Source organism: Mycobacterium innocens (assembly GCF_900566055.1).
In the GTDB taxonomy this organism is placed as follows: domain Bacteria; phylum Actinomycetota; class Actinomycetes; order Mycobacteriales; family Mycobacteriaceae; genus Mycobacterium; species Mycobacterium innocens.
Genome location: NZ_UPHQ01000064.1, coordinates 44,009 through 58,924 on the forward strand (window position 1 = coordinate 44,009; position 14,916 = coordinate 58,924).

General features: G+C 65.5%; 15 protein-coding genes and 2 pseudogenes. 13 read left to right on the forward strand and 4 right to left on the reverse strand.

Annotated features, from left to right (window positions below):
• Positions 1 to 4: 4 nt before the first annotated feature.
• Positions 5 to 1,824: pseudogene (locus EET03_RS08100) on the forward strand (N-acyl-D-amino-acid deacylase family protein).
• Between the two features lies 1 nt (position 1,825).
• Positions 1,826 to 2,413, forward strand: coding sequence for a TetR/AcrR family transcriptional regulator (locus EET03_RS08105; RefSeq protein ID WP_075543595.1), 588 nt, complete (start codon positions 1,826 to 1,828; stop codon positions 2,411 to 2,413).
• Between the two features lie 75 nt (positions 2,414 to 2,488).
• On the opposite strand, the gene EET03_RS08110 is transcribed toward EET03_RS08105, so the two are convergent.
• Entirely contained in the window at positions 2,489 to 3,373 is an 885-nt protein-coding gene (locus tag EET03_RS08110; protein WP_075543594.1) for a D-alanyl-D-alanine carboxypeptidase family protein, read from the reverse strand.
• Between the two features lie 553 nt (positions 3,374 to 3,926).
• On the opposite strand from EET03_RS08110, the gene EET03_RS08115 reads away from it, so the two are divergent.
• From EET03_RS08115 to trmD, 5 genes are all read left to right on the forward strand, one after another.
• Positions 3,927 to 4,346 carry a nuclear transport factor 2 family protein gene (locus tag EET03_RS08115; protein WP_075543609.1) on the forward strand — a complete coding sequence of 140 codons (420 nt, stop codon included), beginning with the start codon at positions 3,927 to 3,929 and terminating at the stop codon, positions 4,344 to 4,346.
• A gap of 281 nt (positions 4,347 to 4,627) precedes the next feature.
• Entirely contained in the window at positions 4,628 to 5,134 is a 507-nt protein-coding gene (gene rpsP, locus EET03_RS08120; RefSeq protein WP_075543593.1) for a 30S ribosomal protein S16, read from the forward strand.
• Between the two features lie 8 nt (positions 5,135 to 5,142).
• On the forward strand, positions 5,143 to 5,385 hold the full coding sequence (locus EET03_RS08125; RefSeq protein WP_003878715.1) for an RNA-binding protein: 243 nt from the start codon (positions 5,143 to 5,145) through the stop codon (positions 5,383 to 5,385).
• 25 nt (positions 5,386 to 5,410) lie between these two features.
• Entirely contained in the window at positions 5,411 to 5,944 is a 534-nt protein-coding gene (rimM, locus tag EET03_RS08130; protein ID WP_075543592.1) for a ribosome maturation factor RimM, read from the forward strand.
• 15 nt (positions 5,945 to 5,959) lie between these two features.
• Complete coding sequence (gene trmD, locus EET03_RS08135) at positions 5,960 to 6,652, forward strand: tRNA (guanosine(37)-N1)-methyltransferase TrmD (protein ID WP_063472646.1); 693 nt, start codon at positions 5,960 to 5,962, stop codon at positions 6,650 to 6,652.
• A 126-nt stretch (positions 6,653 to 6,778) separates the two neighbouring features.
• Here trmD and EET03_RS08140 read toward each other — a convergent pair whose 3' ends face one another.
• Complete coding sequence (locus EET03_RS08140; protein ID WP_075543591.1) at positions 6,779 to 7,726, reverse strand: serine hydrolase; 948 nt, start codon at positions 7,724 to 7,726, stop codon at positions 6,779 to 6,781.
• Positions 7,727 to 8,069: 343 nt separating this feature from the next.
• On the opposite strand from EET03_RS08140, the gene rplS reads away from it, so the two are divergent.
• From rplS to EET03_RS08160, 4 genes and pseudogenes are all read left to right on the forward strand, one after another.
• Positions 8,070 to 8,411 carry a 50S ribosomal protein L19 gene (rplS, locus tag EET03_RS08145; protein ID WP_023372313.1) on the forward strand — a complete coding sequence of 114 codons (342 nt, stop codon included), beginning with the start codon at positions 8,070 to 8,072 and terminating at the stop codon, positions 8,409 to 8,411.
• A 79-nt stretch (positions 8,412 to 8,490) separates the two neighbouring features.
• Positions 8,491 to 9,354, forward strand: coding sequence for a signal peptidase I (lepB, locus tag EET03_RS08150; RefSeq protein ID WP_075543590.1), 864 nt, complete (start codon positions 8,491 to 8,493; stop codon positions 9,352 to 9,354).
• A 13-nt stretch (positions 9,355 to 9,367) separates the two neighbouring features.
• Positions 9,368 to 10,136 (forward strand): annotated as a pseudogene (locus EET03_RS08155) (ribonuclease HII).
• A gap of 81 nt (positions 10,137 to 10,217) precedes the next feature.
• The gene (locus tag EET03_RS08160) at positions 10,218 to 10,523 is read left to right on the forward strand and encodes a DUF2469 domain-containing protein (protein WP_012393608.1); all 306 of its coding nucleotides are present in this window, start codon (positions 10,218 to 10,220) and stop codon (positions 10,521 to 10,523) included.
• Positions 10,524 to 10,575: 52 nt separating this feature from the next.
• Here the strand turns inward: EET03_RS08160 and EET03_RS08165 are convergent, their stop codons facing one another.
• A complete protein-coding gene (locus tag EET03_RS08165) occupies positions 10,576 to 11,274 on the reverse strand; it encodes a GAF and ANTAR domain-containing protein (RefSeq protein ID WP_036391326.1) in 699 nt (232 codons plus the stop codon).
• 126 nt (positions 11,275 to 11,400) lie between these two features.
• A complete protein-coding gene (locus EET03_RS08170; protein WP_075543588.1) occupies positions 11,401 to 12,759 on the reverse strand; it encodes a WS/DGAT/MGAT family O-acyltransferase in 1,359 nt (452 codons plus the stop codon).
• A gap of 127 nt (positions 12,760 to 12,886) precedes the next feature.
• Here EET03_RS08170 and EET03_RS08175 point away from each other — a divergent pair, with 127 nt between their 5' ends.
• Together EET03_RS08175 and fdhD are read left to right on the forward strand one after the other, a co-directional pair.
• Positions 12,887 to 13,867 (forward strand): NAD-dependent epimerase/dehydratase family protein, encoded by a 981-nt coding sequence (locus tag EET03_RS08175; protein ID WP_075543587.1) that lies wholly within the window; start codon positions 12,887 to 12,889, stop codon positions 13,865 to 13,867.
• A gap of 97 nt (positions 13,868 to 13,964) precedes the next feature.
• A complete protein-coding gene (gene fdhD / locus EET03_RS08180) occupies positions 13,965 to 14,786 on the forward strand; it encodes a formate dehydrogenase accessory sulfurtransferase FdhD (protein WP_075543586.1) in 822 nt (273 codons plus the stop codon).
• The last annotated feature ends 130 nt before the right edge of the window (positions 14,787 to 14,916 follow it).

The following is a 14,916-nucleotide window of genomic DNA, read 5'->3' on the forward strand; positions in this document are numbered from 1 at the left end:
ATCTATGTTACCTTCGTGGCAACTCGACGACCCGGAGGAACTGTGAGCTACGACGTAATCATTCGCAACGGACTGTGGTTCGACGGCACCGGCGCCGCGCCGCAGACCCGCAGCCTGGGCATCCGTGACGGAGTAGTGGCCACGGTGTCCCACAAGGCGCTGGACGAAACCGGTTGTCCGGAGGTGATCGACGCGGCGGGGAAGTGGGTGGTGCCCGGATTCATCGACGTGCACACCCACTACGACGCCGAGGTGCTGCTCGATCCCGGACTGCGCGAATCGGTGCGCCACGGCGTCACCACGGTGCTGCTGGGCAACTGTTCGCTGTCGACGGTGTATGCCAACTCCGAGGACGCCGCCGACCTTTTCAGCCGCGTCGAAGCGGTGCCGCGCGAGTTCGTCCACCGTGCCCTGGACACCAACCGGACGTGGTCCACGGCAGCCGAATACATCAAGGCCATCGACACCCTGCCGCTGGGCCCGAATGTTGGCTCGCTGCTTGGCCATTCGGATTTACGTGCGGCGGTGCTCGGGCTTGACCGCGCCACCGATGCCACCGTCCGGCCCACCGATGCCGAGCTGGAGACGATGGCGAGGTTGCTCGACGAGGCGCTCGACGCCGGAATGCTCGGCATGTCCGGGATGGACGCGGCGATCGACAAGCTCGACGGCGACCGTTTCCGGTCCCGCGCGCTGCCGTCCACCTTCGCGACCTGGCGTGAGCGGCGCAAGCTCATCTCGGTGTTGCGCAAGCGCGGCCGGATCCTGCAGAGCGCGCCCGACCTCGACAGGCCGGCGACCGGACTGCTGTTCTTCTTGGCCAGCAGCCGAATCCTCAATCGCCGCAAGGGAGTTCGGATGAGCATGCTGGTGTCGGCGGACGCCAAGTCGATGCCGCTGGCCGTGCACACCTTCGGGCTCGGCACCCGCGTCCTCAACAAGCTGCTGGGCGCCAGCGTGCGCTTCCAGCACCTGCCGGTCCCGTTCGAGCTGTACTCCGACGGAATCGATCTGCCGGTCTTCGAAGAATTCGGCGCCGGCACGGCGGCGCTGCATCTGCGTGAGCAATTGGAACGCAACGAATTGCTGGCCGACGAGTCCTATCGCCGGCGGTTCCGGCGCGAGTTCGACCGCATCAAGCTCGGACCCACGTTGTGGCACCGCGACTTCCACGACGCGGTGATCGTCGAGTGCCCCGACAAATCGTTGATCGGCAAGAGCTTCGGGCAAATCGCCGACCAACGTGGACTGCATCCGCTCGACGCGTTTCTCGACGTGCTGGTGGACAACGGCGAACGCAATGTGCGCTGGACTACCACCGTCGCCAACCACCGGCCTAACGAGCTCAACAAGCTCGCCGCCGACCCGAGCGTCCACATGGGCTTCTCCGACGCCGGCGCGCACCTGCGCAACATGGCCTTCTACAACTTCCCGCTTCGGTTGCTCAAGCGGACGCGGGACGCCGACCGGGCCGGCAAACGATTCCTGTCCGTCCAGCGTGCGGTGCATCGCCTGACCGGTGAAGTGGCCGAGTGGTTCGGCATCAACGCCGGCACGCTGCGCCAGGGCGACCGCGCGGACTTCGTGGTGATCGACCCGGCCCATCTCGACGAATCGGTGGACGGATACCACGAGGCGGAGGCCTCCTTCTACGGCGGCTTGCGGCGCATGGTCAACCGCAACGACGCGACCGTCGTCGCTACCGGGGTCAACGGCGCCGTCGTGTTCCGCGGGGGTCAGTTCCGGGACGGTTACGGGCAGACCGTGCAGTCGGGACGGTACTTGCGAGCGGGTGAGCGCCAAGCCATGAGGGTCGGCGCCTGAGATGGCGCGCACCCAGCAGCAACGCCGCGAGGAAACCGTCGGACGGCTTCTCGACGCCAGTATCGCCACCATCATCGAAGTGGGCTATGCCCGGGCATCCGCGGCCATGATCACCAAGCGCGCCGGGGTGTCGGTAGGCGCACTGTTCCGCCACTTCGACACGATGGGCGACTTCATGGCGGCGACGGCTTCGGAGGTGTTGCGCCGTCAGCTCGAGACGTTCACCAAGCGCGTTGCCGAGATACCGGCCGACCGGCCGGCGCTGGAATCGGCGCTGGCACTACTGAGGGACATCACCAGCGGTCCGACTAACGCCGTGCTGTACGAACTGCTGATCGCCGCGCGCACCGACGACAAGCTCAGAGACACATTGCAGCAGGAACTCGGCCAGTATTCAGCGAAGATCTACGATGTGGCCCGGTCGCTGCCGGGTGCCGAGAGCTTCCCGGAGGAGACGTTTCCGGTCATCGTGGCAGTGCTGACGAACGTGTTCGACGGAGCCGCCGTGGTGCAGGGGATACTGCCACAGCCGGAGATCGAGGAGCGGCGGATCCCGGTGCTCACCGCCTTGCTGACCGGCGGCTTGTGACCGCGAGAAGACGCAGAATCGCCCATTTTCGCTGAAATATGGGCGATTCTGCGTCTTCTCGCGGTGCCGGCGGTACTAGAGGGAATCGATGCTGGCTTGCGGGCTGAGGGCAAATCCCCAGTCGAACAGGCTGGCGGCCTGATCCCAATAGGTGGGGCCGCCCTCTTTGACCATCCCGTACATCATGGCGATCACCAGCCGGCGGCCGTTTCGGGCAGCGGCGCCGACGAATGTCTTGCGCGCGGCGTTGGTGAACCCGGTCTTGCCGCCGATCGCACCCGGATAGCGCTGTAGCAGCTCATCCTGGTTGACGATCGGTTGGTCACCGTTATCGCCGGGGAACATCGCCGAGGGTTCGGCAGTGATATGAGCAAACACCGGGTTGGCCATTGCGGCCCGGAAGATGACCGCGAGGTCGTGCGCCGTCGAGGCGCCGGAACCGCCGGGTCCGTCCAAGCCGGACGGGGTAGCCGCATGGGTGCTTCCTGCACCCAGGGCAGCGGCTTTGGCGTTCATCTTGGCCACGGCGACGTCCTGGCCGCCCAGCATGTGCGCCAGTGTGTTGGCGGCGTCATTACCAGAAACCAGCAGCAGCGCGTCGAGCAGCTCCCGCGCGGTATAGGTGCGGCCCGGCTTGATGCCGACACAATTGCATTCGACCTGGGTGTCGGCAATGTCGGCGACGACGGTCGAATTCAGGTCGAGTTCGTCCAGCGCAACCAATGCCAGCAGCACCTTGATCGTGCTCGCGGGCGGATGGGCGACATTCTGCTCGCGTTCGGCCAGTACCTGGCCGCTGTCGAGATCGGCCACGATCCAGGTCTGGGCCGGACCGTCAGGGATCGGTACCGAGCCGGCAGGCTGGACATCGCTATCTGCCCTCGAGACCGGGGAGGTGGCGGCCGCGTTGACGCTGGCGACCGCGAGCAACGCTGCGGCCGCAGCCATGAGCTTCCGCATGGGCGCAGAGTTTATCGTCCAGTGTTACGTGACGCCCAATTCGGCGGGCGCCCGGCGCGTCAGCGGGAATGCCTACGGCCACGGCATGTCACGCCAGGAGTAGAAGGCTCCGGTGCCAATGTCATGGATACCGTAGGAGTCCCAGTAGTAGTCGTGGCAGACATTCCCGTCCCGGGGCACGGGTCTGCCCGCTGGATTGGGGTCACCCGGGCGCCATTGCTGGCATGACTGGAGGCTCGGGCAGCCCCCGGGGAGCGGCCTGGGCTGAAGGTGCTGCCAGCGCCACACCGCTCAGCAGCAACAGGGTCGTTGCCAGTCCCGCGATCGCTGATTTCATAGTGGCTGGATTATTCTCCTCGGCAACACTTCGTGTCCTGGGAAAAGACGGAATCCGCGACGTGCGGTTCATCCTGACTCCTTCGTTGCTGCGGTCGGTTCTTTCGCAAATGGACATCGGCCGCAGCGATACCGATCTCAACTTCCGGGACTCCATGCCGCGGTGGGATCGCTACCGACTGAAAACTCCGTCAGGTCGGCGGTGTTGAATCAAACCGTGTTGACCCTGGCCGAAATTTCTGACCGGTTGGAGATCCAGCAACTGTTGGTGGACTATTCCACAGCGATCGACTTGCGCCGATTCGACGATCTCGACAAAGTGTTCAGCCCTGACGCGTACATCGACTACCGCGCGCTGGGCGGTATCGACGGCCACTATCCCGCAGTGAAGAAGTGGCTGGCTGAGGTGCTGCCGAACTTTCCCGTGTACGCGCACATGCTCGGCAACTTCTCGGTGCGCATCCACGGCGATACCGCGTCGTCGCGGGTGATCTGCTTCAACCCGATGGTGCTGCCGGGCGACCAGCAGCAGGTGCTGTTCTGCGGACTGTGGTACGACGACGAATTCGTGCGCACCCCCGAGGGCTGGCGAATGACACGTCGCGTCGAATCGAAGGTGTTCCAGAAAGTGCTGTGACCGTCGCAACCCGCTGCGACTGGCTAGACACACCGAGCCGGGCTTGCGATCGCCACGGGACCGATGGTGGCAACCCGCTGCGCCCGGCTAGACACGCTTGCGAGTCGCCACGGATTTCCCCGGGGTCAGCGCCTTCTGGCACAATAGGCGGCTGTCCGGCGCGCGACCCACCTCTGTCGAAGTGCTCGCACGGCGGTGAGACACGCGAGGCAAAACCGGACCCCGGCATCCCGCCCTGGTCGCTGAATTGCAGCGTGACACACAGGAGAAGTCGCTTAATCATGGCTGTGAAGATCAAGCTCACCCGGCTTGGCAAGATCCGCAATCCGCAGTACCGCATCGCCGTCGCCGATGCGCGCACCCGCCGCGACGGCCGCTCGATCGAGGTCATCGGCAGGTACCACCCCAAAGAAGAGCCGAGCCTGATCGAGATCAACTCCGAGCGCGCCCAGTACTGGCTGTCGGTGGGTGCTCAGCCCACCGAACCCGTCCTCAAGCTGCTCAAGATCACCGGCGACTGGCAGAAGTTCAGGGGACTTCCGGGTGCGGAGGGCCGGTTGAAGGTTGCCCCGCCCAAGCCCAGCAAGCTCGAATTGTTCAACGCCGCGCTGGCCGCCGCAGAGGGCGGTCCCACCACCGAGGCCGCCAAACCGAAGAAGAAGTCGCCGGCCAAGAAGGCCGCCAAGGGTGCCCAAGAAGCCGGCGCCACCCCTGAAGCCGGTTCCGCGGCCGAGAAGACAGAAGCGCCCGCCGAGGGTGCCGAACAATCCGAGCCGACCGAAAGTTGACCGGCGCCATGAGCACGGTGGTAGTCGACGCTGTCGAACACCTGGTCCGCGGGATCGTGGACAACCCCGACGATGTGCGGGTGGATATGGTGACCAGCCGTCGTGGACGAACGGTGGAGGTTCACGTGCATCCCGACGACCTGGGCAAGGTGATCGGCCGCGGGGGGCGTACCGCGACCGCGTTGCGCACGCTGGTTGCCGGTATCGGCGGCCGGGGCATTCGCGTCGACGTGGTGGACACCGACCAGTAGCTGAGCCCATGCTCATGGAGCACCCATGGAGCTGGTAGTCGGGCGTGTGGTGAAGGCGCACGGTATCAGCGGCGAACTCGTCGTCGAAATCCGCACCGACGATCCGGACACCCGGTTCGCCCCCGGAACGCTGTTGCGCGCCAAGAGTTCCCGCGACCCGGGCCAGAAGCGCAGCTATGTGATCGACAGCGTGCGCGACCATGGCGCGCGGCTCCTCGTGCGTTTGGTCGGCGTCACCGATCGTGATGCGGCCGACGCGTTGCGCGGCAGTGTGTTCGTCATCGACTCTGCCGACCTGCCGCCGATCGAGGAGGCCGACACCTACTACGACCACCAGCTGGAGGGTCTGCGAGTCCGCACGGCGACGGGCCAGGACGTCGGCGTCGTCACCGAGGTGCTGCACACCGCTGCCGGCGAGCTGTTGGCGGTGCGGCGTACGGCTGGCAGCCAAAAGGGCGAGGTGTTGGTGCCGTTCGTCCGCGCCATCGTCACTTCCGTGTCGCTAGAGGACGGTGTTCTGCAGATTGATCCGCCAGACGGTTTGCTGGATCTGAGCTAGCGGAGGCGTATCGACATGAAAATCGACATAGTCACGATCTTCCCTGGCTACCTGGACCCGCTGCGGCAGTCGTTGCCGGGCAAGGCAATTGCGTCAGGGCTGGTCGACTTGCAGGTGCACGACCTACGGCGGTGGACCCACGACGTGCACCGCTCGGTGGACGATACGCCGTACGGCGGCGGCCCGGGAATGGTGATGAAGGCGCCGGTATGGGGTGCGGCGCTCGACGAAATATGTTCTGCTGAAACGCTTTTGGTAGTTCCCACGCCCGCTGGTGCGCTGTTCGACCAGGCTACCGCGCAACGTTGGAGCACTGAGCAGCACCTGGTGTTCGCCTGCGGCCGTTACGAGGGCATCGACCAGCGAGTCGTCGAGGATGCCGCCCGGCGGATGCGCGTGGCAGAGGTCTCGATCGGCGACTACGTACTACCCGGTGGCGAGTCGGCGGCCGTGGTCATGATCGAAACCGTGCTGCGGCTGCTGGCCGGAGTCCTGGGCAATCCCGATTCCGTCCAGCTTGATTCGCACTCGCCAGGTCTGGACGGGCTGCTGGAGGGCCCCAGCTACACCAGGCCACCGAGTTGGCGGGGTCTGGACGTGCCTGAGGTCCTGCTCTCCGGTGACCACGCCCGCATTGCCGCCTGGCGTCGGCAGGTCGCGCTACAGCGCACTCGCGAGCGGCGACCGGAATTGGCCCCACCAGATTGAGACCCCACCGAGCTGAGGCTGCCGAGCAGCCGCAGACTCGCACACGGGAAGCCGGACCTGTGCGATTGTGTGTCTGCTCGCACCCCAGCGTGCGCCGCCCCAGCGAGCGCCGGAGCGTGGAGCGGATCAGATACGGCCGTTGGGGAAGATCGTCTTGACGGCTTGGGTGATGGTTTCGCGCGCGGTGGCCTCGTCGGAAGCTTGTAACGACTCGATCACCATGATGTAGCGGCGGTCAGAGCCCACGACACCGGTCGACAGGTGCATCCAGTTTGCCCCGATACAGCACATCCAGCCTTGTTTGACCGCGACCGGCTCCGCGTACAACCCATCGGGAATGCCGAACCGCTGGGGGTAGCCGTCGACTCCGGTCGGGGTGGACCGGGCCAGGTCGTTCACGATGAACCCGGCGCGGTCCAGCGGCAGTCCACCCGTGCCGTCGAGCAGCATTTCGTAGTAGCGGATCAGGTCGGGTGAGGTACTGATCGTGTTCCACCAGCGCCCGTCGCTGGGCGGCGTGGTCGACGTCAGTCCATATCGGGCGGCCACTTGGGTGATGGTGGCGTCGCCGCCGAGCTGAATCCAGAACCTCTCGGCGGCGCCGTCGTCGGATGACCGCAGCATGAGGTCCAGGGCCTGGTGATCGTCCGCGGTGAGGGTGAGTTTGCCCTGCGATTCCTGCAGGAGCAGCTGGTCGGCGATGAACAGCTTGGAGACCGAGGCGGTCGCGATGATCGAGGTGTTGCCATTGGAGACCAGTTGCCGGGTCGCGCGATCGAGAAGGGCGACCGACAAGGTGGCGCCCTTAGCAGCGGCATCGTCGGTCGCCTGCTGGATGCGTTCCTGCACTCCGCTCAACCCGGCGCCGGACAGCAGCGCATCCGGTGCGCCGGGCGGGGCGATCGCCCGCAACAACAACTCGACGAGCTGCTGTTGCGGCTGGGCGGGGTAACGGGACGCGCTGTGATCGGGCGTGCTGTATGCCTTCGCCTGTACCTTTGCCTCGCAAGCCGCAACCACGACCAATGCCACCGCCGCCGCGGCGGTGAGCATCGTAAGCGGCCGTGCTCGCATCCTTCTCCTCTTGCATCTTCCGGCATCGCGAAGACGTGCAGGTGGGCGGCCGCATTGCCATGTGCCCGGGCATCACGCAAAAGTGCGGGTCCGACTCATGCGGTTTGACCCCGTTCATATGTACCATTCGCCGGTGCTTGCGGGCGGGCGTGAACCGCGCTGATTTCCTGTGATTTTCATGGCACGCACGGCGTCTGGCACAATTGACCAGTTGTCCGCGCAGGCCGGGTGTCCTCGCCTGTTGCGGCATACAGCCATAAGCCCGTATCCATCGGCTTGCTAACCGCCTCACGCCTGCGTGTCGGCGGTTCACCAGGCCGCGAACCGGAGGAAGTGTCTTTCCATGAACAGGCTGGACTTCGTCGACAAGGCGTCGCTGCGCGACGACATCCCGGCCTTCAGCCCGGGTGACACCATCAACGTGCACGTCAAGGTCATCGAGGGCGCCAAGGAGCGTATCCAGGTGTTCAAGGGCGTGGTGATCCGCCGGCAGGGCGGAGGTATCCGCGAGACATTCACGGTGCGTAAGGAAAGCTACGGTGTCGGCGTCGAACGGACTTTCCCGGTGCATTCGCCGAACATCGACCACATCGAGGTGGTGACGCGCGGCGACGTTCGCCGCGCCAAGCTGTACTACCTGCGGGAGCTTCGCGGCAAGAAGGCCAAGATCAAGGAGAAGCGCTGACCGGCGCTGGCGTGGTGACCGGGGCGGCCCCGACACGCCAGTCGCAAAGGACATGGCGTGTGCTGGCTACGCTGATCCCGTGACCGAAACCACGGACTCCCCGTCTGAGCGCGAGCCCGGCGCTGGTCAGCCGGAATCGAAGGCGTCTGGTCCCGAATCTGACACCACCGGCGAGACACCCCGGCCAGCCGGCGCGGCCGAGTCCGCAGAAGCCGACAACGGCGCATCCAAGCCGGCCAAGAAGTCGACACTGCGGGAACTTGCCACTCTGACGGTGATCGCGGTGGTGCTCTACTACGTCATGTTGACGTTCGTGGCGCGTCCTTATTTGATTCCTTCGGAATCGATGGAGCCCACCCTGCACGGGTGTTCGACCTGCGTCGGTGACCGCATTCTGGTGGATAAGCTCACCTACCGCTTCAGCTCGCCCAAACCCGGCGACGTCATCGTCTTCAGGGGACCGCCCTCGTGGAACGTGGGTTACAAGTCGATTCGCTCGAGCAATACGCTGGTGCGCTGGGCGCAGAACGCGCTGTCGTTCATCGGTTTCGTGCCTCCTGACGAAAACGACCTGGTGAAACGTGTCATCGCGGTCGGTGGACAAACGGTTCAGTGCCGCTCTGACACCGGCTTGACGGTCAACGGCAAACCCCTCAAGGAGCCGTACCTGGATCCGTCCACCATGATGGCCGACCCGTCGGTCTATCCCTGCCTGGGCAGCGAGTTCGGCCCGGTGACCGTTCCGCCCGGGCGACTGTGGGTGATGGGCGACAACCGGACCCATTCGGCGGACTCACGCGCTCACTGTCCGATGATGTGCACCGGGGATCCCATGGCGGGCACCGTGCCGATATCCAACGTGATCGGTAAGGCCCGCTTCATCGTGTGGCCGCCGTCGCGATGGGGTGTGGTGCGGTCGGTGAACGCGCAACAAGGGCAGTAGCCGTGGCTGGAATATGAATAAGACCTGGCCACCACGGACAGTGATCCGCAAAGCTGGGGGTTTGCGCACCCTGGAATCTGCACTGCACCGCAGCGGGCTGGGTCCGGTCGCGGGGGTGGACGAGGTGGGGCGCGGCGCCTGCGCCGGCCCGTTGGTGGTGGCGGCGTGCGTGCTGGGCCCGAATCGCTTGGAAAGCCTTGCCGCCCTGGATGATTCGAAGAAGCTTACCGAGAAGGCGCGGGAGAAGCTGTTTCCGTTGATCTGCCGCTATGCCCTGACCTACCACGTGGTGTTCATCCCGTCGGTCGAGGTCGACCGGCGCGGTGTGCACGTGGCCAACATCGAAGGCATGCGGCGCGCGGTGGCCGGGCTGGCGGTGCGGCCCGGCTACGTGCTGAGCGACGGCTTCCGGGTGCCCGGGTTGCCTATGCCGTCGCTGCCGGTGATCGGGGGCGACGCGGCGGCCGCGTGCATTGCCGCGGCCAGCGTGCTGGCGAAGGTCAGCAGAGACCGATTGATGGTCACGATGGATGCGCAGTATCCGGGGTACGGTTTCGCCGAGCATAAGGGCTATAGCACGCCCGCGCACACCCTCGCGCTGGCCCGGCTGGGTCCTTGCCCGGAGCATCGTTACTCCTTTATCAACGTCCGCCGGGTTGCGGACGGATCGGACGTCCGGGTGGTGGCCGAGTGCGATCCGGACCCTCCGGAAGAGCGCGGCGAAGTCCGGTGAGGAAAGATGGTGCGCGAGTTCCCGCCCGGCGACGTTTCGCGCCGTGTAGCACTTAGGGCTCGGCGGGACCCTGGGCCGGGAAGTCAGGCATATTGGCTGGGAGAAGGACGTCTGAGCAGATGAGTGGCAGATGAGTGCAGAGGATCTCGAAAAGTACGAAACCGAGATGGAGCTCTCGCTGTACCGCGAATACAAGGACATCGTCGGCCAGTTCAGCTACGTCGTAGAAACGGAACGACGCTTTTACCTGGCGAACAGCGTGGAGATGGTGCCGCGTAACGCCGACGGCGAGGTGTATTTCGAGCTGCGGCTGGCCGACGCATGGGTATGGGATATGTACCGGCCCGCTCGGTTCGTCAAGCAGGTGCGGGTGGTCACCTTCAAGGACGTCAACATCGAGGAAGTCGAGAAGCCCGAGCTGCGGTTGCCTGAATAACGCTGGATAACAGCGGTGTGGCCGCGCGGTTGCTCGGCAGAAAGACTGCGGATTACTGATCGTGGGGCGGCAGCTGGCCCCGGTTCTCGATGACCTTGCGCGCCACGTCCGCCAATTTGATATTCAGGCTCTGGGAATGGCGCCGCAGCACGTCGAACGCGTGGTCCTCGGTCATGTCGTGCAGCAACATCAGCATGCCGACCGCCTTGCCGATTTCGCGATTGCTGAGCAGCCCTCGGCGCAGGCTGGCGGCGTCTTCCCCGTGGGCGATGGCGTTGACGGCCACGCTGGCGAACGACGCCAGCACCGCCGCCCGCCCGGCGGATTCGGTGTCGAAGCGGTTGGGGGCATCGGCGAACAGGTTGAGCGCGGCGGCCTTGCGTTTGTCGATTTGCAGCCGGAAGCCCATGGCGCCGCGCACCGGCGTATCGGCGACCAGGGCGGCCGCGAACTTGGGCCACTGGCTGGGCGTGGTCAGGTCTGTTTCGATCTGCGGGGTTTCTTCCTCGATCGCGTCGATGCACGGGCCGTCGCCGGCGCGCCGTTCGATTTCGTCGATGCGCTGTGCCAGCCGGTCGCTGGCGCCGACCGTGACGTAGCGGTCGTTGGTCTTCACCAGCATGCTGGCGTGGTCGCAGCCGGGGACGATCAAGGTCGCCGCGACGCAGATGGCGGCGTAGATCTCCGACGGATTTGCCCCTTGATAGATGATCTCGGCCAGGGCGGAGAAGACGGTGGCCGGATCGGCCATCGTCGCGCCCGATGTCGAGCCCTGGGAGCTGCGCTTCGGTGTGCCCGCCACGTCCCTCCCTCACTTCAGCTGCCCGGACCGCCGTGCCGACGTGCTGGCCGTAGACTACCGGCCACGGTTGTGTGCTCAAGCTCCGACAGCACGTTCTAACTCTTTCAGCGATGTCTCCAGGTGGCCCAGCATGCGCTGCAGATGTGGCACGCTGCGTCTGCACCCGACGAGCCCGAAGTCCAGATTACCGGCGTTGTTGGTGACTGTGATGTTCATTGCCTGACCGTCGAGCGCGATGGACAGGGGATAATTTCCGACCAGCTGTGCGCCCCGCCAATACAGTGGGTCGGCGGCGCCCGGCACATTCGAAATGACGATGTTGAACGGTGGCGGGGCGGTGGCAACGAAGCCGGGAATCAGCCCGAAGACCAGACCGCCGGTGAGAAAAACCGACAGCGCCAGCTGCTGGACGCGGGGCAGCTGGCTGAACACTTCCTTGTTGTCGCGCATCGACTGGTTGATGGCGTATAAGCGGACCGCCGGGTCCTCGACATGGGTGCTGAGGTTGCACAAGACCGTGCCCACCATGTTTCCGCCGCGCTCGGCGTCGCCTTCCTTTCGCAGGCTCACCGGGACCATGGCGGTCAGCGGCGTGTCGGGCAGTGCGTGCTGGTCGATCAGGTAAGCGCGCAGGGCGCCGGCCGACATGGCCAGCACGACGTCGTTGACGGTCACGTTGGCGGCGTTCTTCACCGCCTTGATTCGATCCAGCGACCATGACTGTGCGGCGACCCGCCGCGCTCCGCCGATCCGGACGTTGAACATGGTCTTGGGAGCCCGGAACGGCAGCGTGAGTTGCTGCTCCAGCAAGCCGGCACGTGCCAGTGACAGTGTCGACGGCGCCAGGGCCGCCGCCGATCCGACCGTCTGGGTGAGCAGCTGAAGCGGTGAAGACTTCCGGCCGGTGTGGGTGCGTTCTCGCGGCTTCAGCGTCCACGGCACCCGGATCTCGTCGTCGTCGGGGTCTGTGGTCAATGCCCGCTGCATCAACTTCTGCGCAGACACGCCGTCCTGCAGCGAATGGTGGAACTTGACGTAGACCGCGTAGCGGCCGTCGTTGAGGCCTTCCACCAGGTGTGCTTCCCACAGCGGCCGGTGCCGGTCGAGCAGGCTGCCGTGCAGCCGCGAGGCCAGCTCCAGCAGCTCGCGTACCCGGCCCGGCCGAGGCAGTGCGGACCGGCGGAAGTGGTAGTCGAGTTCGATGTTCTTGTCGAAAGTCCACGCGAGGTTGGTGACAGCGCTGAGGAACGCCGGATGCTTGCGGAACATCGGCTGGACATCGGTGCAATGGAGCATGGCTTCATAGGCATCGGTCACGAAGTTTTCGTCAGCATGCTCGGGCGGCTGGAAGAGCTGCAGGGCGCCGACGTGCATCGGATGTTCGCGCGATTCGCCGAGCAGGAACATCGAATCGGTCGGTGTTATCAGCTTCATGTCCGTCTCCCGCGTAGGCCTGTACAAGCGGGATAGCCACCCGCAGCGTGTGGCACACATTAGTCGGACATCAGTCGGACCCGGTCGAAGCGTTTGGGCGCCGGCGCCGCGGGGGAATCCAAGGTCAATGGGAGTTACTGTCGCCGTTACCGGGCCGACCGGAGAGATCGGCATCTCGGCGGTGACGGCGCTCGAGCGCGAACCGGCGGTGGAGAAGATTGTCGGGATGGCGCGCCGGCCGTTCGACCCGACGGTGCACGGGTGGAGGAAAACCGTTTATCAGCAGGGCGACATCTTGGATCGCGACATGGTAGACGCGTTGGTCGCACAGGCCGACGTGGTAGTCCACCTGGCGTTCATCATCATGGGCTCACGCGCGCAGAGTGCCCGGGTCAACCTGGAGGGCACCCGAAACGTGTTCGAAGCCACGGTTGCCGCGCGGCGGCCGCGGCGGTTGGTCTATACGTCCTCGGTCGCCGCATACGGCTACCACTCCGACAACCCGGTGCCACTGACCGAGGACACGCCCGCCCGCGGGTCGCCCGAGCACTACTACTCCCAGCAGAAGGCGACCTGCGAGGCCGAACTGGCGGAAATCACCAAAGGCTCGTCGCTGCAAGTGTTCGTCCTGCGGCCATGCATCGTCGCCGGACCCGAGGCTCACGCGTTGGCCGAGGCGATGCCGTGCAACCAGCTGCCGGCCCCGGTGCGGGCCTTGAGCAAGGCGCTGCCGATGTTGAAGCCGATCGTGCCCGATCCCGGTTTTCCGTTGCAGCTGGTGCACCACGACGACGTCGCGGCCGCGATCGCGCTGGCCGCCACCGCTCCGGTACCGCCGGGGGCATACAACATCGCCGCCGACGGCACGGTGACGGTGACGGACGTGGCCAAGGCGCTGGGCGGGCGCCCGGTACGGGTGCCCGCCGCCGCGGCCTCGGCGGCGTCGGCGGCAATTTCGCGATTGCCGTTGGTTCCTTCCCTGCTCGAATGGCTGCATGTCGCACGGACCTCGGTGGTGATGGACACCACCAAGGCCAAACGCGACCTCGGTTGGCGCCCGACGCACTCCTCGGCGGAGACCTTGGCGGCGCTGGCTTCGGCCGTCTGACGCCGGTTGGCCGGGACGACGGCCGACCCTTGATCGGGTACGTTGAGGCCGTGTTTGCGCGCTCGGCCGCGGCGTCAGCGGAACCTGAACCGGCCCGGTGAGGCGCGTAACGGCACGCCGGCGGGTTAAGCGCTTCGCCGCCGATCAAGTGAGCACCCAACCGGAAACCCTGGTGGTCGAGGAGCCGCTGGAGATCCGCGTCAACGGTGTGCCGGTCACCGTGACCATGCGCACGCCCGGCTCGGATTTCGAACTGGCGCAAGGGTTTTTGCTTACCGAAGGGGTGATCGCCGGTCGCGCCGACGTGCTGACGGTTCGTTACTGCGATGGCCGCGGTGCGGATCGGGTCAACACCTACAACGTTCTCGACGTGACGTTGGCACCCGGGGTAGGCCAGCCCGACCTCAATGTCATCCGCAACTTCTACACCACGTCGTCGTGCGGGGTCTGCGGCAAGGCGTCTCTGGAAGCGGTACGGCTGATCAGCCAGTTCTCACCGGGTGACGATCCCGCCAGCGTCACCGTCGCGACCCTGAGGGCGATGCCCGGCCGACTTCGCGCTGCCCAAAAAGTGTTCGCCAGCACCGGCGGGCTGCACGCCGCCGGGTTATTCGGCATGGACGGCACCATGTTTGCCGTGCGCGAGGACATCGGCCGGCACAACGCCGTCGACAAGGTCATCGGTTGGGCACTGCAACAGGACCGGGTGCCGCTAGCGGCGTCGGCGTTGCTGGTCAGTGGACGCGCGTCGTTCGAACTGACCCAGAAGGCGCTGATGGCCGGGATTCCGGTGTTGGCCGCGGTTTCCGCGCCGTCGTCGCTGGCGGTTTCGCTGGCCGAGGAGTCCGGGATCACGCTGGTGGCATTCCTGCGGGAGGACTCGATGAACGTCTATACCCGGCCCGACCGCGTCACTTAGGGTTTGCGATAAATTAATCTAGGTCGCTGTCGGCGTGTCGCGGTCTGGGACTGAGGGTGTAGTTCCATTCGCCGTGGAAGTCGTGGCGGGTCAGGATATGTTCGGTTTCAAGGGCTTTCATCTGCGTGTC